17 protein-coding genes are annotated in these 17,953 nt (G+C 70.3%); 12 read left to right on the top strand and 5 right to left on the bottom strand.

All coding sequences use genetic code 11. The features are described 5' to 3' along the window. Nucleotides 1-5 precede the first annotated feature (5 nt). Nucleotides 6-905, bottom strand: a complete 900-nt coding sequence (locus AC1D15_RS00850; protein ID WP_465110038.1) for a transporter substrate-binding domain-containing protein — start codon at nucleotides 903-905, stop codon at nucleotides 6-8. 103 nt (nucleotides 906-1,008) lie between these two features. Beyond that, nucleotides 1,009-1,290, bottom strand: a complete 282-nt coding sequence (locus tag AC1D15_RS00845) for a DUF427 domain-containing protein (RefSeq protein ID WP_047503591.1) — start codon at nucleotides 1,288-1,290, stop codon at nucleotides 1,009-1,011. Nucleotides 1,291-1,466: 176 nt separating this feature from the next. Here AC1D15_RS00845 and AC1D15_RS00840 point away from each other — a divergent pair, with 176 nt between their 5' ends. Then, a complete protein-coding gene (locus AC1D15_RS00840; protein ID WP_477824555.1) occupies nucleotides 1,467-3,308 on the top strand; it encodes a sensor domain-containing diguanylate cyclase in 1,842 nt (613 codons plus the stop codon). Here the strand turns inward: AC1D15_RS00840 and AC1D15_RS00835 are convergent. Then, nucleotides 3,290-4,288: a helix-turn-helix transcriptional regulator gene (locus AC1D15_RS00835; RefSeq protein WP_477824545.1), complete on the bottom strand. Its 999-nt coding sequence runs from the start codon at nucleotides 4,286-4,288 to the stop codon at nucleotides 3,290-3,292. The genes AC1D15_RS00840 and AC1D15_RS00835 overlap by 19 nt on opposite strands. A gap of 171 nt (nucleotides 4,289-4,459) precedes the next feature. On the opposite strand from AC1D15_RS00835, the gene AC1D15_RS00830 reads away from it, so the two are divergent. From AC1D15_RS00830 to AC1D15_RS00790, 9 genes are all read left to right on the top strand, one after another. Continuing rightward, complete coding sequence (locus tag AC1D15_RS00830; RefSeq protein ID WP_477824544.1) at nucleotides 4,460-5,641, top strand: hypothetical protein; 1,182 nt, start codon at nucleotides 4,460-4,462, stop codon at nucleotides 5,639-5,641. 129 nt (nucleotides 5,642-5,770) lie between these two features. After that, nucleotides 5,771-6,163 (top strand): hypothetical protein, encoded by a 393-nt coding sequence (locus AC1D15_RS00825; RefSeq protein ID WP_477824543.1) that lies wholly within the window; start codon nucleotides 5,771-5,773, stop codon nucleotides 6,161-6,163. Nucleotides 6,164-6,208: 45 nt separating this feature from the next. Next, nucleotides 6,209-6,904, top strand: coding sequence for a CerR family C-terminal domain-containing protein (locus tag AC1D15_RS00820; protein WP_477824542.1), 696 nt, complete (start codon nucleotides 6,209-6,211; stop codon nucleotides 6,902-6,904). After that, the gene (locus AC1D15_RS00815; RefSeq protein ID WP_477824541.1) at nucleotides 6,901-8,346 is read left to right on the top strand and encodes an efflux transporter outer membrane subunit; all 1,446 of its coding nucleotides are present in this window, start codon (nucleotides 6,901-6,903) and stop codon (nucleotides 8,344-8,346) included. The genes AC1D15_RS00820 and AC1D15_RS00815 overlap by 4 nt, the downstream gene beginning before the upstream one ends. Nucleotides 8,347-8,377: 31 nt before the next feature. Then, nucleotides 8,378-9,529 (top strand): efflux RND transporter periplasmic adaptor subunit, encoded by a 1,152-nt coding sequence (locus AC1D15_RS00810; RefSeq protein WP_477824540.1) that lies wholly within the window; start codon nucleotides 8,378-8,380, stop codon nucleotides 9,527-9,529. 36 nt (nucleotides 9,530-9,565) lie between these two features. Then, nucleotides 9,566-12,667 carry an efflux RND transporter permease subunit gene (locus AC1D15_RS00805; RefSeq protein ID WP_477824539.1) on the top strand — a complete coding sequence of 1,034 codons (3,102 nt, stop codon included), beginning with the start codon at nucleotides 9,566-9,568 and terminating at the stop codon, nucleotides 12,665-12,667. Between the two features lie 47 nt (nucleotides 12,668-12,714). Next, nucleotides 12,715-13,044: a hypothetical protein gene (locus AC1D15_RS00800; protein ID WP_477824538.1), complete on the top strand. Its 330-nt coding sequence runs from the start codon at nucleotides 12,715-12,717 to the stop codon at nucleotides 13,042-13,044. Between the two features lie 115 nt (nucleotides 13,045-13,159). Continuing rightward, complete coding sequence (locus tag AC1D15_RS00795) at nucleotides 13,160-13,930, top strand: TerC family protein (protein ID WP_477824537.1); 771 nt, start codon at nucleotides 13,160-13,162, stop codon at nucleotides 13,928-13,930. A gap of 11 nt (nucleotides 13,931-13,941) precedes the next feature. Next, on the top strand, nucleotides 13,942-14,640 hold the full coding sequence (locus tag AC1D15_RS00790) for a Bax inhibitor-1/YccA family protein (RefSeq protein ID WP_477824536.1): 699 nt from the start codon (nucleotides 13,942-13,944) through the stop codon (nucleotides 14,638-14,640). A 15-nt stretch (nucleotides 14,641-14,655) separates the two neighbouring features. On the opposite strand, the gene AC1D15_RS00785 is transcribed toward AC1D15_RS00790, so the two are convergent. Next, on the bottom strand, nucleotides 14,656-15,174 hold the full coding sequence (locus AC1D15_RS00785; protein WP_465110030.1) for a LapA family protein: 519 nt from the start codon (nucleotides 15,172-15,174) through the stop codon (nucleotides 14,656-14,658). Between the two features lie 85 nt (nucleotides 15,175-15,259). Further along, nucleotides 15,260-16,252, bottom strand: coding sequence for a LysR family transcriptional regulator (locus AC1D15_RS00780; RefSeq protein WP_477824535.1), 993 nt, complete (start codon nucleotides 16,250-16,252; stop codon nucleotides 15,260-15,262). A 126-nt stretch (nucleotides 16,253-16,378) separates the two neighbouring features. Between AC1D15_RS00780 and AC1D15_RS00775 the strand changes: the two genes are divergently transcribed. Next, nucleotides 16,379-16,981, top strand: a complete 603-nt coding sequence (locus AC1D15_RS00775) for an FMN-dependent NADH-azoreductase (protein ID WP_477824534.1) — start codon at nucleotides 16,379-16,381, stop codon at nucleotides 16,979-16,981. Between the two features lie 52 nt (nucleotides 16,982-17,033). Beyond that, nucleotides 17,034-17,933, top strand: a complete 900-nt coding sequence (locus AC1D15_RS00770) for a pirin family protein (RefSeq protein ID WP_465110027.1) — start codon at nucleotides 17,034-17,036, stop codon at nucleotides 17,931-17,933. Nucleotides 17,934-17,953 lie beyond the last annotated feature (20 nt).

The following is a 17,953-nucleotide window of genomic DNA, read 5'->3' as shown; positions in this document are numbered from 1 at the left end:
CGTGTTCAGGTGGCCGGCTTGTCGCTCAGCGCCTTCAGGTTGTCGCGCAGCTCCTGGCTCATCGGCGCCTGCAGGTTGATGCCCTTCGGCGGAATCGGCGACTGGAACCACTTCTTGTAGAGCGCCTCGAACTCGCCGCTCTGGATCAGCGCGGCGATCGTGTCGTCGACCAGCTTCTTGAAGGCCGGATCCTCGCGCCGCACCATGATGGCGTACGGCTCGACCTGGATCGCCTCGCCCACCACCGCCAGCTCGGCCGGGTTGGCGGCGCTCGCCTTCAGGCCGTACAGCAGGATGTCGTCCATGCCGAACGCGACCGCGCGGCCGGTCTGCACCATCAGCGCCGACTCGGCATGGTCCTTCGCGCCGAGCAGCTCGATGCCGAGCTTCTTCTCCTCGTTGAGATTGCGCAGGATCTTGTAGTTGGTGGTGCCGGTGGTCGACACGACGGGCTTGCCGGCCAGGTCGGCGAGCGACTTCACCGGCGTGCCGGCCTTCACGAGGAAGCGGGTGCCGGTGTAGAAGTAGTTGGTCGCGAAGGCGACCTGCTTGCCGCGCTCGCTGTTGTTGGTGGTGGAACCGCACTCGATGTCGATCGTGCCGTTCTGCAGCAGCGGGATGCGGTTGGCCGAGGTGACGGCCTGCAGCTGCACCTTCAGGTCGGCGCGGCCGGTGGATTTCTTCACCGCCTCGACCACCTTGTTGCAGATGTCGGCGCCGAAGCCGACCGGCTGCGCCTTGTCGTCGAGGTACGAGAACGGGATCGACGATTCGCGGTACGCGACGCCGATCACGCCGCTCTGCTTGACCTTCTCGAGCGTGGTCTCGGCCTGTGCGAGCAGCGGCAGGCCACATGACATCGACAGGGCCAGCAGCGAAAGTGCACGAACGGATTTCAGCGACATGGGGTCATCCTCGGACTGCGGTTGCGGTGCCGGGATGCTAGCCAGCTTCGTGCCCGGCCGGGCATCGGTTCTTGCCCTCAGCCCATCAGCCTGGCTTATGGATTCAACGCTCGACCTGCACGCCTTTCCAGAACGCGACCCGGCCCTTGATCTGCGCGGCGGCCTCGCTCGGTTGCGGGTAATACCAGACCGCATCCGGGTTCGCCTCGCCGTTCACCAGCAGGCTGTAGTAGTGCGCCTGCCCCTTCCACGGGCAGCTGGTGCGGTGGTTGCTGAAGCTGACGTATTCGCGCTTCAGGCTGCTCTCGGGGAAGTAGTGGTTACCCTCGACGACCACCGTGTCGTCGCTCTCGGCGATGGTCACGCCCTTCCAGACTGCCTTCATTGCGTTCCTTTCATGTCGCTGGTGTCGATCGATGGTAGCGGGGCCCGCCCGCACCCCCGTGATTGAAGGAAAAGCCCGCTGTTGCGCCAAGGCCGTTTGGGCTTATCGTGGGCACGGCCGCTCGATCGGCTCGCCCGGGGAGAACGAGACAGCCCCACACGAGGTCGTTGAACAACATGCTCACGGCGCAGGCCCGTTTTCGACGCCGCAGCCTGGCCTGGATCGGCTGGGTCCTGCCGGCGTTGGGATTGCTGGTGATCGTTTTCATGTGGGCCTACGTGCTGCACAGCCTGGAGGCCGAGCGCGACCGGGTGGTTGCCGATTCGTATGCCAGGGCGCGCAGCCTGAACCGGGCCTTCGAGGCCTACACCGAGCGTGCGCTGACCCATGTCGATCAGGTCAGCGCCTTCGTGGCCTACAACGTCGAGCAGCGCGGGCGCGATGTCGACCTGCCCGGCCTGCTGAGCCAGGGGCTGGCCCGCCAGCCCGGCCTGCTCGCGCTGTACCTGACGGACGCGCGCGGCGAGGTGATCGCGTCGACCGGCGACGGCGTCGGGGCGAGCCTGGCCGGGCGCGAGGATTTCCAGGTGCATGCCGAGGGCCGCGAACCCGGGCTGCACATCGGCAAGCCGCAGGGCGGCGGGACCGGCTCGCCCTGGACGATCCAGCTGAGCCGGCGCCTGCAGACCCGGCAGGGCGACTTTGCCGGCGTCGTCGTGGTGTCGGCCGATCCGTCGTACTTCACGCGCTTCTACGACGAGCAGCAGCACGGCCGGCTCGGCCTCATCACCTTTCTCGGGCTCGACCGGACGGTGCGTGCGCGTCGCTCCGGCGACCGGCTGTGGTACGGCGACGCGGCCGGCAGCAGCACGCTGCTGGCCGCGCTGCAACAGTCCCCCGAGGGAACGTACAGCGGAGCGAGCCGGCTCGACGGCGTGCCTCGCCTGCTGGCGTACAAGCGGCTGGCCGACCGGCCGTTCGTCGTGGTCACCGGGCTGGCGGTGTCCGAGGTGATGGCCGGGCATGAAGCGCGCCGCCGCGCGGAACTCGGCACCCTGGCGGCGGTGACGCTCGTGCTGCTGCTCGCGTTCGGCGGGCTGAGCGTGCTGGTGCAGCGGCTGCGGCGCAGCGAGGTGCAGCGCCACATCGCCGACCGGCGGCTGCGCGAGGTGACCGACAACCTGCCGGCGCTGGTCGCCTACATCGACACCGCGCAACGCTTTCAGTTCTGCAACGCGACCTTCCAGGCCTGGCTGCACCTCGACCCGGCGGCCCAGGTCGGCCGGCCGATGGCCGAGGTGCTCGGCCCGGCGCTGTACGAGGCGCGGCGCGCGGCGGTGGAGCAGGCACTGGCCGGCGAGCGCGTCGAGTTCGACGTCGAGACGCCGGTGAACGGCGAGATGCGCTGCCTGCACAACGTCTACATCCCCGACCGGGCCCGCGACGGGCGCGTGCGCGGGCTGTATGCGCTCAGCAGCGACGTGTCGGCGCAGAAGGCGGTGGAGCGGCAGCTGGCGGCGCTGGCCCGCGTCGACGCGCTGACCGGCCTGCCGAACCGCCACGCGCTGAACGAGCGGCTGCACGAGGCGCTGGCGCGTGCCGAGCGCAGCGGCGACCTGCTGGCGCTGATGTTCCTCGACGTGGACCGCTTCAAGGACATCAACGACCGGTTCGGCCACGGCACCGGCGACCGCGTGCTGAAGGAGTTCGCCGAGCGGCTGCGCGGCAGCGTGCGGGCGACCGACACCGTCGCGCGGCTGGCCGGCGACGAGTTCGTCATCGTGCTCGAAGGCCTGGGCACCGATGTGGAGCCGACCGCGGTGGCGCAGAAGATCGTCGCGCAGATGAACCGGCCGTTCGAGGTCGACGGCCACACGCTGCTGGTGACGACGAGCATCGGCGTCGCGTTCCACCGGCACGGCAACCTCGATCCGGCCGCGCTGCTGGCGCGCGCGGACGGGGCGCTCTATGCGGCGAAGACCGCCGGGCGGAACACGTTTCAGCTTTCCCTGCTGTAGCGGGCCGCCGCCTTCGCCAGCCGCGACGCGATCACCGCCGCGAGCGCCTTGTCGCCGGTCACGACGACGCTGTCGCCGTGGCGCAGGATGTCCATCGTCAGCTCGGTCGGGTCGCTGTACGGCACCTGCAGCTCGTAGCGGCCGTCGTCCAGCCAGCGCGCCTTCTGCTGCGGATGCCATTCCTCGTTGGCCACCCATTGCGCCGCATCGGCCTGGAACACCAGCGTCGCCCACTTCAGCGCGCTGCCGGCGCCGCTGTAGATGCCGTAGCCGGCGTCGAGCGCGGCCTCGAGGTCCTTCACCGCGACGTGGCGGGCGCGGCTGTCGAGCGGCCGCGCCTCCTGCACCGCGTCGAGCGCGAAGCGGCGCAGGCCGTCGCTCGCATGGCACCACGCGTCGAGGTACCAGGTGTTGCGGTAGTTCACCAGCCGCTGCGGCGAGACCTCGCGCTCGCTGGTGCTGCGGTCGGTGCGCTTGAAGTAGCGCAGCCAGATGCGCTTGCGCTGCACCAGCGCGCTGCCCAGCAGCTCGAAATGGCGGCTCGGCGTGCGGCGGCGCGCGGTGGCGATCATCTTCACGCGCCGCATCAGCTCGCGCGCCTCGCTCTCGTCGGCGCCGAGCATGCCCTGCAGCTTGTCGACCATCGGCTGCAGGTGGCGCGACAGCACGCCGTCGTCGTCCAGCCCGGCCATCAGCTGGTGCATCGTCAGCAGCGCGTGGATCTCCTTCTCGCTGAACCAGACGCCCGGCAGCTCGTGGCGGGCGCCGGGCAGCGCATGGTCGTCGCCGTGCTCGAAGCGATAGCCGTTCTCGAAACGGTCGTAGACGATGGGCGCGCTGAGGCGGTCGCGCAGGTACTGCAGGTCGCGCTTCAGCGTGGCCGRGGAGATGTCCAGCTCGTCGCGCAGCGCGTCGAAGCTGACGCAGCCGCGGCTGCGCAGCAGCAGTTCGATCTTGTAGAAGCGTTCGGTCCGGTCCATGTCGGTCCAGGTTGCTATCAGGCGGGTAGCTCACCAGATGAGCCAGCCGCGCAAGCATACCTGGATGTCTTTTCGGTGCCACGTGCACCAGTGGCTCATCTGGTGAGCTACCCGGCCGAAATACTTCGCTCCATCGCTGCTTCATGCGGCGGACCACCACGGAGCCGAACGATGACCCCCACCTTGCCGATTCCTATGCCGACCCCCGATCAGCCGACCCCCGCGCAGCCGACCCAGGTCCTGCCGAACAGCCTGACCGCGCACGAACACATCGGCTTCGAGCTGGGCTGGGACTATGCCCACTACGCCGTCACGCCGCCGGCACCGTATGCCAACGAGCCGTCACCGCTGCGCCATGGCTGGCTGTCCGGCCAGGCCGCCTTCGGCCCGCGCACGCTGCCGGCGACGCCGCATGTGCGCAAGTGGCTGCAGCTGCGCCTGCATGCCTGGCTGCGCGGCCGCAGCGTCGAGCTGGTGCAGGTGACGCCGCACTACCTGCAGCAGATCGACGTGAGCCACTGCCCGGTCACGCGGCTGGCGCTGTCGTCCGACACCGCCGAGGGCACCGATTCGACGCTCGCGTCGATCGACCGCGTGCGCAGCGACGCCGGCTATGCCGCCGGCAACCTGGCGGTGATGAGCACCAAGGCCAACCACGCGAAGGCGGCGCACGGCTATCGCGATGCGCTGCAGTTCGTCAAGCTGATCGAAGGCGGCCCGCTCGGCGGGCTGAACGGGTTGACGGCCGAGCAGTGGTCGCGGGTCGCGGTGCTGTGCAGCTTCGTCGAGCCGCTGACGCATGAAGAGGCGAGCGCGTTGCCGCTGCTGGTGCTGCCGCCGAACCGGCTGCGCCTGTTCAACCCGGTGCAGGCGCTGCAGGCCTTCATCAGCCAGCAGCTCACCGTGCCGGGCTGGAGCCACCGCATGACGCGCCTCGAAGACATGCTGCCGGGCAAGCTGCTGCGGCGCGCGTTCCAGACCTTCTTCCATGCGCTGCTGCCGCGCGTGCTCGAAGCCGGCCGCAACAGCACGCCGCAGGCGCTGCGCTGGGCCATCGAAGACGCCTGGCGCCAGCCGCTGGTGCAGCAACGCTGGACGATCTTCGCGCGCCAGCTCACCGCCGCGCAGTGCGAGGCGCTGGTGCAGCGCGCCAGCGCCCGCCAGCTCGGCACGGTGCGCATCGAATGCGTCAGCGACGAGCAGGCCACCGACGGCTGGGACATCGATTCGCGCGGCTACGTGCCGCATGCGGTGCTGATGCGCCGCAGCGCCGGCGTGCCGCGCCGCCTGCGGCCCGATGCCTTCCCGCCGGCCGCCGCCGAACCGCGCCAAGCGAGCCTGCCGCTGCAATGAACCAGGCTGGGCCGCGCCACGATCACCGGGGAGGAAGAGGAGAGCCGCAGGGAGGGGCGGGAAGGGAGTGGCCGTGCCGTGGGCATGGCCTTACAGTGCCGGGCACGGCAATCCTGTGGCCATGCGCTGATGAAATCCCTTCCGCTCCTCCCACGCCGCCACCTGGTCGAGCTCGCTGCCGCGATGCTGGTCTACGCGCTGGTGCTGTGCGCCTCGATCTTCCTGCTGAAGACCGGTTACTTCGACGGCACGGCCGCCGTGCTGGTCGCGTTGCTGCCGGCGCTGCCGTGCCTGGCCGCCGGCTGGGCCGTGCTGCGGCAGTTGCGCCGGCTCGACGAGCCCGCGCTGCGCGTGCAGCTCGAGGCGCTCGGCTTCGCGTTCTTCGGCACCGCGTTGCTGAGCTTCGGCTACGGCTTCCTCGAAGGGCTGGGCTGGCCGCGGCTGTCGATGTTCGCGGTGTGGCCGGTGATGGCCGTGCTGTGGGGCGTCGGCGGGTGGCTGGCCAGGCGACGGTCTCCCTAGAAATTAAATCAATCGTTTGATTTATTTAGGATAGAGTGCCGGGCCATGTCGGCCCACCCCCGCGAAACCACCCGGGACACCGCGCGCGCGCCGCGCAGCGACGGCGAGCAGTCGCGCATGCGCCTGCTGCTGGCGGGGTTGCGGCTGTTCGCGGAGCACGGCTACAACAAGACCTCCACGCGCGAGATCGCCGAGGCGGCGCAGGTCAACATCGCCGCCATCAGCTACTACTTCGGCGACAAGGCCGGGCTGTACCGTGCGGTGTTCGCCGGCCCGCTGAGCACGCCGGCCGACGACATCGCCCGCTACGCCGACCCGGCGATGACGCTGCCCGAGGCGCTGCACGGCCTGTACGCCGGCTTCATCGAGCCGCTGAAGCACGGCGACATGACGCAGCAGTGCATGCGCCTGCACGTGCGCGAGATGCTGGAGCCCACCGGCGTGTGGCAGGACGAGATCGTCAACGGCATCAAGCCGCGCCACGAGGCGCTGGTCGCGCTGCTGGCGCGCCACCTCGGGCTGCGGCGTGTCGACGACGAGCTGCACCGGCTGGCGATGTGCATCGCGGCGCTGGGCGTGCACCTGCAGATCGCGCAGGACGTCACCGACGCGCTGGCGCCGCGCCTGAACAGCCAGCCCCGCGCGCTCGACCTGTGGTCCGAGCGCCTGGTCATGTATGCGCTGGCGATGGTCGATGCCGAAGCCCGTCGCCGCGCCCTGAAGAAAGAGGACAGGAAATGACGACACCGATCCGCACCGTGCTCGCCGCCGTGGCCGCCCTCGCGGGCCTGACCGCCTGCGCCAGCGCGTCGCCACCGCCTGCCGTCGAGCCGGCCCAGGTGCCGGCGCAGTGGCATGCACCGTTGCCGCACAACGGCAGCGTCGCCGACCTGGCGCGCTGGTGGCAGCAGTTCGACGACCCGGTGCTGGCGCAGCTGGTCGATGCCGCGCAGGCCGTCAGCCCGACGCTCGCATCGGCGCGCTCGCGCCTGCTGCAGTCGCAGGCCACGCGCACCGGCGCTGGCGCGGCCCTGCTGCCGACGCTCGACGCCACCGCCAGCGCGACGCGCGGCCGCACCGATTTCGTCACGCCGCTCGCCACCACCAGTTCGGCCGGTCTGCAGACCGCCTGGGAGATCGACGTGTTCGGCGCCGGCCGGGCGGGCCGCGATGCGGCGCAGTACCGCCTCGAAGGGGCCGAGGCCTCGTGGCACGACGCCCGCGTGTCGGTGGCCGCCGAGACGGCGAGCGCGTACCTGGCCCTGCGCGCCTGCGAGGCGCAGCTGGTGCAGACCGAGACCGATGCCACCTCGCGCGCCGAGACGGCCCGCCTCACCGGCCTCAGCGCGAAGGCCGGTTTCGAGCCGCCGGCCACCGCCGCGCTGTCGCGCGCCAGCGCCGCGCAAGGTGCCAGCCTGCTGACCGCGCAGCGCGCGCAGTGCGACATCGCCGTCAAGAGCCTGGTCGCGCTGACCGCGATCGACGAAACCGCGTTGCGTGCGCAGCTCGCCGCCGGCAGCGCCCGCATCCCGCAGCCGGCCGAACTGGCCATCGCCAGCGTGCCGGCCGAGGTGCTGAACCAGCGGCCCGACGTGTTCAACGCGGCCCGCGAGCTGAGCGCGGCCAGTGCCGACGTGTCGCAGGCGCGGGCCAAGCGGCTGCCGCGCATCACGCTGGCCGGTTCGATCTCGCGCGCCCGCGTCGACATGGGCGACACCACGCAGAGCGGCACGGTCTGGTCGGTCGGGCCGATCGCGGTGACGCTGCCGATCTTCGATGCCGGCCTGCGCCGCGCCAACGTCGATGCGGCGCGCGCCCGCTACGACGAGGCGGCGTCGCTGTACCGCGCGAAGCTGCGCACGGCGGTGCAGGAAGTCGAGCAGGCGCTGGTGCAGCTTGACAGCACCGCGGCGCGCAACGAGAACGCCCGCATCGCCGACGAAGGCTTCGAGCAGTCCTTCCGCGCCACCGAGGCGCGCTTCAAGGGCGGCCTCGCCAGCCTGTTCGAGCTGGAAGACGCGCGCCGCAGCGCGGTGCAGGCGCACGGCACGCTGATCGACCTGCAGCGCGAGCGCGTCGCCGCGTGGATCACGCTGTACCGCGCGCTCGGCGGCGGCTGGCGCACCGGCACGCCGGTGGCCGATGCTTCGCAAGACGCCGGCCCCACGAAGGCCACCCCCTGAACATCCCGACGACCCACAGCTCACGCCCACCATGACCCAACGACTGAAGCCCCTGCTGCTGTCCCTGGCCGCTGCCGGCCTGCTCGCCACGTTGGTCGTCTTCGCGACGAGCACGGTGAAGGCCGCCGACGAGAAAAAGCCTGCTGCCGCCAAGCCCGCGCTGACGGTCACCGTGACGCAGCTGCAGCCGGCCAGCCTGCCGGTGCTGCTGGCCGCCAACGGCAGCATCGCCGCCTGGCAGGAGGCGATCGTCGGCACCGAGGCGAACGGCCTGCGCCTGGCCGACGTGAGGGTGAACGTCGGCGACGTGGTCAAGCGCGGCCAGGTGCTCGCGACCTTCGCGCCCGACACCGTCAACGCCGACCTGGCGCAGACCCGCGCCGCGGTCGCCGAGGCCGAGGCCAACGCCGCCGAGGCGGCCGCCAACGCGCAGCGCGCCCGCGACCTGCAGCCCACCGGCGCCCTCAGCGCGCAGCAGACCAACCAGTACCTGACCGCAGAGCGCACCGCGCAGGCGCGGCTCGAGGCCCAGCGCGCCGCTGCCAAGGTGCAGCAGCTGCGCCTGCAGCAGACCCAGGTGCTGGCGCCCGACCACGGCGTGATCTCGGCGCGCAGCGCCACCGTCGGCGCGGTGCTGCCGGCCGGGCAGGAGCTGTTCCGCCTGATCCGCGGCGGCCGGCTCGAATGGCGCGCCGAGGTGCCGTCGTCCGAGATCGCCCCGCTGAAGCCGGGCATGGCGGTGCGCGTGCAGCCGGCCGGCGGCGAAGCCATCACCGGCAAGCTGCGCATCGTCGCGCCGACGGTGGATGCGCAGACCCGCAACGGCCTCGTCTACGTCGACCTGCCGGCCGGCAGCGGCGCCGCGAAGGCCGGCATGTTCGCGCGCGGCGAGTTCGAGATCGGCGCGCAGCAGGGCATGACGCTGCCGCAGAGCGCGGTGCTGCTGCGCGAGGGCTTCAGCTACGTGCTGCGCGTCGGTGCCGACAACAAGGTGACGCTCGTGAAGGTGAAGGTCGGCCAGCGCGTCGGCGAGCGCATCCAGATCCTCGGCGGCGTGCAGCCGGCCGATCGCGTGGTCGCCACAGGCGGTGGGTTCCTCGGCGACGGCGACATGGTGCGCGTGGTCGACGCACTGCCGGTGCCGGCCGCCGCCTCCGCGGCCGCTGCGGCGGCAGCGCGCTGAGCCTGAACACCGAGCGCCTCACAAGGACGACCCCCCATGAACATCAACGTCTCCGCCTGGTCGATCCGCAACCCGATCCCCGCGGTGCTGCTCTTCATCCTGTTGACCCTGCTCGGGCTCTACAGCTTCAAGAGCATGAAGATCCAGAACTTTCCGGACATCGAGCTGCCGACCGTCACGATCTCGGCTGCGCTGCCGGGCGCGTCGCCGTCGCAGCTCGAGACCGACGTCGCGCGCAAGATCGAGGACTCGGTCGCGACGCTGCAGGGCCTGAAGCACGTCTACACCTCGGTGACCGACGGCCTGGTCACGATCACCGGCGAGTTCCGCCTCGAGAAGCCGGTGCAGGAGGCGGTCGACGACATGCGGGCCGCCGTCTCGCGGGTGCGCGCCGACCTGCCGGCCGACCTGCGCGACCCGGTGGTCACGAAGATGGAGCTGTCGGGCTCGCCGATCCTGACCTACACCGTGGCGTCGGACCGGCTCGATGAAGAGTCGCTGTCGTGGTTCGTCGACAACACGGTCGGCAAGCAGATGCTCAGCGTGCGCGGCGTCGGCGCGGTGGCGCGGGTCGGCGGGGTGACGCGAGAGGTGCGCGTCGAGCTCGACGCGGCCCGGCTGCTGGCGCTGAACGCGACCGCGGCCGATGTCTCGCGCCAGCTGCGCATGATCCAGCAGGAGGCCTCGGGCGGGCGCACCGATGTCGGCGGCGCCGAGCAGTCGGTGCGCACCATCGCGACGGTGCGTTCGGCTGAAGAGCTGGCCAGGATGGAGATCTCGCTGGCCGACGGCCGGCGGCTGCGGCTGGAGCAGGTTGCGCGCGTCGCCGACACGGTGGCCGAGCAGCGCTCGACGGCGCTGCTGAACGGCAAGGCCGTGGTCGGTTTCGAGATCACCCGCACGCGCGGCGCCGGCGAGACCGAGGTGGCGGCCGGCGTGCGCGCCGAGATCGAGGCGATGAAGGCGGCGCACCCGGAGGTGAAGTTCGAGGAGGCCTTCAACTTCGTCGACAACGTGCAGGAGGACTTCGACAGCTCGATGGCGATGCTGTACGAAGGCGCGGCACTGGCGGTGCTGGTGGTGTGGCTGTTCCTGCGCAACTGGCGCGCGACGCTGGTGTCGGCGCTCGCGCTGCCGCTGTCGGTGATCCCGGCCTTCGCGTTCATGGCGCTGGGCGGCTTCACGCTGAACGGCGTGACGCTGCTGTCGCTGTCGCTGGTGGTCGGCATCCTGGTCGACGATGCGATCGTCGAGATCGAGAACATCATGCGCCACCTGCGCATGGGCAAGACGCCGCTGCAGGCGGCGATGGAGGCGGCCGACGAGATCGGCCTCGCGGTGATCGCGACCACCTTCACGCTGATCGCAGTGTTCCTGCCGACCGCCTTCATGAGCGGCGTGGTCGGCCGCTTCTTCGTGCAGTTCGGCTGGACGGCGGCGATCGCGGTGTTCATGTCGCTGGTGGTCGCGCGCATGCTGACGCCGATGATGGCCGCCTACCTGCTGAAGCCGCCGAAGGGCGAGCACAAGGAAGGCCGCTGGATCGAGATCTACATGCGCTGGGTGACGGCTGCGCTGCACCACCGCGTGATCACGACGATCGCGGTCGTCGTGTTCTTCGTCGGCTCGTTCTTCCTGGCCGGCATCCTCGAGAAGGGCTTCATCCCGCCGGACGACCTGTCGAAGACGCAGGTCTCGATCTCGCTGCCGCCGGGCGCCACCTTCGCGCAGACGCTGGCGGTGGCCGAGCAGGCGCGCGAGATCGTGCAGAAGAACGAGTACGTGAAGCTGGTCTACACCGCGGTCGGCGGCGGCAACACCGGCGCCGACCCGTTCGCCGGCGCCGGCGCGGCCGAGGTGCGCAAGGCCTCGCTCAGCATCAACCTGACCGAGCGCGGCCACCGGCCGAAGAAGCAGGTGATCGAGCAGCAACTGCGCGATGCGCTGGCGGCGCTGCCGGGTGCACGGGTCGCGGTCGGCTTCGGCGGTTCGGGCGAGAAGTACGTCGTGGTGCTGGCCGGCGAGGACGGCGACGTGCTGCTCGAGCATTCGAAGCAGGTCGAGCGCGAGCTGCGCGGCATCGGCGGCATCGGCGCGGTCACGTCCACATCCAGCCTGGTGCGCCCGGAGCTGATCGTGCGGCCCGATTTCGCGCGCGCGGCCGACCTCGGCGTCACGTCGGCGGCGATCGCCGACACGCTGCGCATCGCGACCGCCGGCGACTACGACCAGAGCCTGCCGAAGCTGAACCTGTCGCAGCGCCAGGTGCCGATCGTCGTCAAGCTGACGGCCGGTGCGCGCACCGACCTCGAGCTGCTGTCGCGGCTGGCGGTGCCGGGCGCGAAGGGGCCGGTGATGCTCGCGAACGTCGCGACGCTGTCGATCGACAGCGGGCCGGCGCAGATCGCGCGCTTCGACCGCAAGCGCAACATCAACTTCGAGATCGAGCTGAACGGCCAGTCGCTGGAGCATGTGCAGACCACCGCCGAGGCGCTGCCCAGCCTGCGCAACCTGCCGGCCGGCGTCACGCTGGCGGGGGTCGGCGATGCCGAGGCGATGCAGGAGCTGTTCGCCGGCTTCGGCCTCGCGATGCTGACCGGCGTGCTGTGCATCTACATCGTGCTGGTGCTACTGTTCCACGATTTCGTGCAGCCGGTGACGATCCTCGCGGCGCTGGTGCTGTCGGTGCCGGGCGCGTTCCTCGCGCTGTTCGTCACGCACACCGCGCTGTCGATGCCGTCGATGATCGGGCTGATCATGCTGATGGGCATCGCGACGAAGAACTCGATCCTGCTGGTCGAGTACGCGGTCATGGCGCGCCGCGAGCATGGGCTGTCGCGCTGGGATGCGGTGCTCGACGCGTGCCACAAGCGGGCCCGGCCGATCGTGATGACGACCATCGCGATGGGCGCCGGCATGCTGCCGATCGCGCTCGGCATCGGCGTCGATTCGAGCTTCCGCGCGCCGATGGCCATCGTCGTGATCGGCGGGCTGATCACGTCGACCTTCCTGAGCCTGCTGGTGATCCCGGTGCTGTTCACCTTCGTCGACGACGTGGTGCAGTGGGTGTCGCGCAAGGTGCGCCGGCACCATCCGACGGACGACGCGCCGGTCGGCGTGGCGAAGCAGCCGCAGTAGCCCTTCGGGGCCGGCCTGACACGCCGGCCCGGTACACTGCGCCTCCCATGGTCTCCCGCACCCTCGTCCTCGTCGTGACGCTCTTCCTGCTGGCAGCCGGCCTGATGGCCCGCCCGCAGGCGAGCGAGATGCCGTCGGTGCAGGCCGTGATGGCCATCGTCGACGACGGCGTCGCGCAGGAGCGTGAGCCCGACGACCGCATCCAGTCGGCCGGCGAAACCGTCGCCGACGTGCAGGACCTGCTGACCGGCGTCCTGCCGGTGCCGGACCCCGGCTTCTCGCTGGCCCGTCCGTCGCTGCACGCAGGACCCGACCGGCCCGCTCCGTGGCTGGACGGCCTGCGCCGCCCCCCGAAGGCCGCCGCACTGCGCGCCTGACTGCCCGGCCGCGGCCCGCCCGCGGCCCCCGGCTGCGTCCCGACCCTCGCTTTTTTTGCCCCGTGCGTTCGCGGCATGCCATCCTGGCGGCCCCGCGAACCACCACTGCCACGCCATGGAATTCCTTCTCGACCCCAATCTCTGGATCGCCTTCGCGATGCTGACCGCCCTGGAAATCGTCCTCGGCGTCGACAACATCATCTTCATCTCCATCCTGGTCGGCCGGCTGCCGGTGCACCTGCGCGACAAGGCGCGCCGGCTCGGCCTCGGCTTCGCGATGGTCTCGCGGCTGCTGCTGCTGTTCTCGCTGAGCTGGGTGATGGGCCTGACGGCCGACCTGTTCACCGTGCTCGGCCAGGGCATCAGCGGACGCGACCTGGTGCTGCTGTTCGGCGGCCTGTTCCTGCTGTGGAAGGCATCGCACGAGATCTTCGTCGAGGTCGAGGCGCAGGAGCAGCACGGCCCGGCACCGGTCACCGACGAGGCCGCGCTGAAGGCGGCCGGCCAGCGGATGTTCTGGGGCGTGATCGGCCAGATCGCGGTGATCGACATCGTGTTCTCGCTCGACTCGGTGATCACCGCGGTCGGGATGGTCGACCAGATTGGCGTGATGGTCGCGGCGGTGGTCGCGTCGGTCGGCGTGATGCTGGTGGCGGCCAAGCCGATCGGCGAGTTCGTCGACCGGCATCCGTCGGTCAAGGTGCTGGCGCTGGCCTTCCTCGTGATGGTCGGCATGGCGCTGACGGCCGAGGCCTTCGACGCGCACGTGCCCAAGGGCTACATCTATGCCGCGATGGCGTTCTCGCTCGCGGTCGAGGCGCTCAACATCCGCGCGCGCGCCAAGCGCCGCGCGAACGCTCCTGCCTCTACGACACCCACGAACTGAAGGAATCCGTCATGAATCCCCTGTCCCAAGTTTCAACCACCGGCTACGCCGGCGAATTCACCTCGGTCGAGCAGCGCAACAAGGTGCTGCGCAACACCTACTGGCTGCTCGCGCTGTCGATGGTGCCGACCGTGCTCGGCGCCTGGATCGGCGTGTCGACCGGCCTGGCGCGCGCGATGACGCCGGGCGTCAGCCTGGTGGTCTTCCTGGTCGGCTCGTTCGGCCTGATGTTCGCGATCGAGAAGACGAAGAATTCGGCGGCCGGCGTGCCGGTGCTGCTCGCGTTCACGTTCTTCATGGGGCTGATGCTGTCGCGCCTGGTCGGTGYGGTGCTGGGCCTGTCGAATGGCGCGAGCCTGATCATGACGGCCTTCGCCGGCACCGGCGTGGTCTTCCTCGGCATGGCGACGCTGTCGTCGGTGATCAAGCGCGACCTGTCGTCGATGGGCAAGTTCCTGTTCATCGGCATGATCCTGCTGCTGGTCGCCGGCATCGCGAACTTCTTCATCCAGTCGGGCGCGCTGATGATCACGCTGTCGGTGCTGGCGATCGGCATTTTCTCGGCCTTCATCCTGTACGACCTGAAGCGCGTGCAGGACGGGCATGAGACCAACTACATCACCGCGACGCTGGGCGTCTACCTGAGCGTCTACAACGTGTTCCAGTCGCTGCTCGCGCTGCTGGGGATCTTCGGCAGCCGCGACGAGTGACCCTCGGCTGAAGCCTCAGCGCAGGTGCTCGCGCACGGGTGGCCGGTCGAGTTCGGCCGCCAGCCCGTGCGAGCGCTCCAGCCGATCCTCCAGCTCCCCGAGGTGCGCCGAAATCCCGTTCGCCGCCTCCTCCAGCGCCACCTGCTGCTCGCGCCGCAGCTGGTCGAAACGCGAGTTCACCGCCGCCCGCGCATCCAGCCCCGACTGGTTGAGCCGCGCCAGTTCCGCGCTGAGAAAGCCCTGCAGCTCGGTGAAGCGCGAGGCCTCGGCCTTGTCGGCCAGCTCGCGCTGCGCCTGCAGGTCCTTCGAGAGCCGGCGTGCTTCCAGCATCGCCTTGCCCTGCAGCTGCAGCGCCCACACCACGAACCACACGCTGATGAACACGAAGGCGCCGAGCAGCAGCATCGGCAACGGGGCCTGCACCGTCGTGAAGCCCAGCGACAGCGGCGTCGGCGCGACGAAGGCCGGCCAGTTCAGCAGCGTGAAGACGGCCATCACCAGCAGGGCGACAAACAGCACGAGCACGCGGACCATGGCGGTCTCCTCGAAGTGATGATCAAGGGCCACAGCGTACGGCGTGCCACCCCGCCGGGCGTGTAGGACAAGCGCCCGGCGTTCGCTAAGCCGCCGCCGCGGGCTCGCTGCTGCGGCCAGCCAGGCTTCTTTGCTTGGCGGCTGCGTGGTCCTGCTCGATCTCCGCTTCCGCCCGGCGGCAGGACGGTCCGGAGAACTGCGCCGCCATCGCGTCCAGCAGCACCCGCGTGCGCGCCGGCATCAGCCGCCGGCCCGGGAACACCGCCCACGCGGTCACGTCGGGCAAGGACCAGTCGGGCAGCACCGGCACCAGCTCGMCGCTGCGCACGTCGTGCACCGCGAAGTGGCTCGAGACCACGGTGATGCCCGCACCGGCCCGCGCCATGCGGATCAGCATCTCGGGCGAGTTCGCGGTCGCGCGCGGCGGCGGCGAGCCCTGCCACTGCGCTTCGCCGCGCTGCAGCGTCCACAGTGCCGGCTCGCCGGTGCGCGTCAGGATGTGCAGCGCGTCGTGCTCCATCAGGGCCTCGGGCTCGCTCGGCTCGCCGCGCCGCGCGAGGTAGGCGGGCGACGCATACAGCCCCACCTGCATCACCGCGAGCCGCCGCGCCGCGAGGCTTGCATCGTCGGGCAGGTCGCCCATGCGGATCGCCACGTCGAAGTTCTCGCCGATCAGGTCCACGCGCCGCGGCGAGAGGTCGAGTTCCAGCGTGATCGCCGGGTAGCGCGCGAGGAAATCGTTCATGAACTCGCCGAGCACGACGTTGGCGAAGTCCGCCGGCATCGAGATGCGCAGCCGCCCGCTCGGCTCCGCCTGCCGGTGCTGCGCCAGCTGCGCGGCCGCCTCTACCTCGGCCAGCACCTGGTGCGCGTGCTCCAGCACGCTGTGGCCGAAATCGGTGACGGTCAGCTTGCGCGTGGTGCGCAGCAGCAGCCGCTCGCCGAGCTGCGCCTCGAGCGCGGCCAGCCGCCGCGACACGGTGGATTTCGGCAGGCCGACGCGCGCGGCAGCGCGGCTGAAACTGCCTTCGTCCGCCACGCGGGCGAACAGCATCAGGTCATTGGCTTCGAGGCTCATTCGGGGCTCCACTGTCTCACTGATGGAACAATGTAATCCAATCCGAGGGCTTCCGGTCGGATTGTGGGACGCCTAGAGTTCATCCATCGATTCCGCCACTGATTCCCAACCCTTTCGGAGCCCTCCATGAACATCCTCCAGATCAACTCCAGCGCCCGCACCCAAGGTTCGCAATCGACCGTGCTGGCCAACGAACTGACCGCCCGCCTGCTGGCCGTGAACCCCGGCGCCACCGTGACGCTGCGCGACCTGGCCGTCACGCCGCACCCGGTGCTCGACGAGGCCGCGCTGCACGCGCTGTTCACGCCGGCCGACGCTCGCACGCCGGCGCAGGCCGAGCGGGCGGCGCTGGACGACGCGCTGATCGCCGAGATCCAGGCCGCCGACGCCGTCGTGCTGGGCGTGCCGATGTACAACTTCGGCGTGCCGGCCCAGCTGAAGAACTGGATCGACGCGATCGCCCGTGTGAAGGTGACCTTCGCGTACACCGACAAGGGCCCGCAAGGCCTGCTGACCGGCAAGAAGGTCTACGTCGCGCTGACCCGCGGCGGCCAGTACCGCAACACGCCGGCCGACACGCAGGTGCCGTACCTGAAGACCGTGCTGGGCTTCCTGGGCATGACCGACGTCGAGTTCTTCTACGCCGAAGGCCTGAACATGGGCCCGGACGCGGCCGAGAAGGGCCTGGCCTTCGCCCGCGCGCAGATCGACGAGGCCGTGCACGCCTGATCCGTTTCGAGTTTTCCTGCTGTTCCTTCCACCATCCATCAAGGAGTTCGACATGTCTTCCGCCACCACCGTTTTCCACCCCGTGACCGAGGCCGTCGCGCGCCCGCGCGAGCTGGAGCGCCTGGTGACGGGCCAGGCCACGTCGGACGGCGCCGGCGTCAAGCTGACGCGGGTGCTGACGCAGCCGCTGCAGCGCCGGCTCGATCCGTTCCTGATGCTCGATGCGTTCGGCACCGACAACGCCGATGACTACGTCGGCGGTTTCCCGGACCACCCGCACCGCGGCTTCGAGACCGTCACGTACATGATCGCCGGGCGCATGCGCCACCGAGACAACGCCGGCCACGAAGGCCTGTTGCAGAACGGCGGCGTGCAGTGGATGACGGCCGGCCGCGGCATCGTGCATTCGGAACTGCCGGAGCAGCAGGCCGGACGCATGGAGGGCTTCCAGCTGTGGCTGAACCTGCCGGCCGATCGCAAGCTGGCCGACCCGTGGTACCGCGACATCCAGTCGGACGAGATCCCGGAGTTCACGACCGACGATGGCACGACGGTGCGCGTGATCGCGGGCGAGTCGCACGGCGTGGCCGGCGCGATGCAGCGCGAGGTGACGCAGCCGCTGTACCTCGACGTGCACCTGGCGCCGGGCGCGCGCTTCGACCAGCTCGTGCCGGCGACGCACAACGCGTTCGTCTATGTGTACCGCGGCGAGGTCGAGGTGGGCGGCGCGAAGGTCGGGGCGCAGCGCATGGCGATCCTGAAGAACGGCGCCGAGCGTGACGGCATCGTGCTGCAGGCCGGTGAGGCGCCTGCCAAGGCGCTGATCATCGCCGGGCAGCCGCTGAACGAGCCGATCGCGCAGTACGGGCCGTTCGTGATGAACACGCATGAGCAGATCTTCCAGGCGGTCGAGGACTACCGCTCCGGAAAATTTGGCCCGCTGACCGCGTGACACCGCATCGGGTTACGCTC

The organism is Rhizobacter sp. P2_H2 (assembly GCF_056403375.1).
This window is presented reverse-complemented; position numbering and strand designations above follow the sequence as displayed.

What these genes read in the sequence shown, in the direction of transcription:
- AC1D15_RS00805 (WP_477824539.1), top strand. Translation starts at nt 9,566, where the DNA reads ATGAACATCAACGTCTCCGCCTGGTCGATCCGCAACCCGATCCCCGCG.
- AC1D15_RS00770 (WP_465110027.1), top strand. Translation starts at nt 17,034, where the DNA reads ATGTCTTCCGCCACCACCGTTTTCCACCCCGTGACCGAGGCCGTCGCG.
- AC1D15_RS00815 (WP_477824541.1), top strand. Translation starts at nt 6,901, where the DNA reads ATGACGACACCGATCCGCACCGTGCTCGCCGCCGTGGCCGCCCTCGCG.
- AC1D15_RS00825 (WP_477824543.1), top strand. Translation starts at nt 5,771, where the DNA reads ATGAAATCCCTTCCGCTCCTCCCACGCCGCCACCTGGTCGAGCTCGCT.
- AC1D15_RS00830 (WP_477824544.1), top strand. Translation starts at nt 4,460, where the DNA reads ATGACCCCCACCTTGCCGATTCCTATGCCGACCCCCGATCAGCCGACC.
- AC1D15_RS00810 (WP_477824540.1), top strand. Translation starts at nt 8,378, where the DNA reads ATGACCCAACGACTGAAGCCCCTGCTGCTGTCCCTGGCCGCTGCCGGC.
- AC1D15_RS00775 (WP_477824534.1), top strand. Translation starts at nt 16,379, where the DNA reads ATGAACATCCTCCAGATCAACTCCAGCGCCCGCACCCAAGGTTCGCAA.
- AC1D15_RS00845 (WP_047503591.1), bottom strand. Translation starts at nt 1,290, where the DNA reads ATGAAGGCAGTCTGGAAGGGCGTGACCATCGCCGAGAGCGACGACACG.
- AC1D15_RS00840 (WP_477824555.1), top strand. Translation starts at nt 1,467, where the DNA reads ATGCTCACGGCGCAGGCCCGTTTTCGACGCCGCAGCCTGGCCTGGATC.
- AC1D15_RS00820 (WP_477824542.1), top strand. Translation starts at nt 6,209, where the DNA reads ATGTCGGCCCACCCCCGCGAAACCACCCGGGACACCGCGCGCGCGCCG.
- AC1D15_RS00785 (WP_465110030.1), bottom strand. Translation starts at nt 15,174, where the DNA reads ATGGTCCGCGTGCTCGTGCTGTTTGTCGCCCTGCTGGTGATGGCCGTC.
- AC1D15_RS00850 (WP_465110038.1), bottom strand. Translation starts at nt 905, where the DNA reads ATGTCGCTGAAATCCGTTCGTGCACTTTCGCTGCTGGCCCTGTCGATG.
- AC1D15_RS00800 (WP_477824538.1), top strand. Translation starts at nt 12,715, where the DNA reads ATGGTCTCCCGCACCCTCGTCCTCGTCGTGACGCTCTTCCTGCTGGCA.
- AC1D15_RS00795 (WP_477824537.1), top strand. Translation starts at nt 13,160, where the DNA reads ATGGAATTCCTTCTCGACCCCAATCTCTGGATCGCCTTCGCGATGCTG.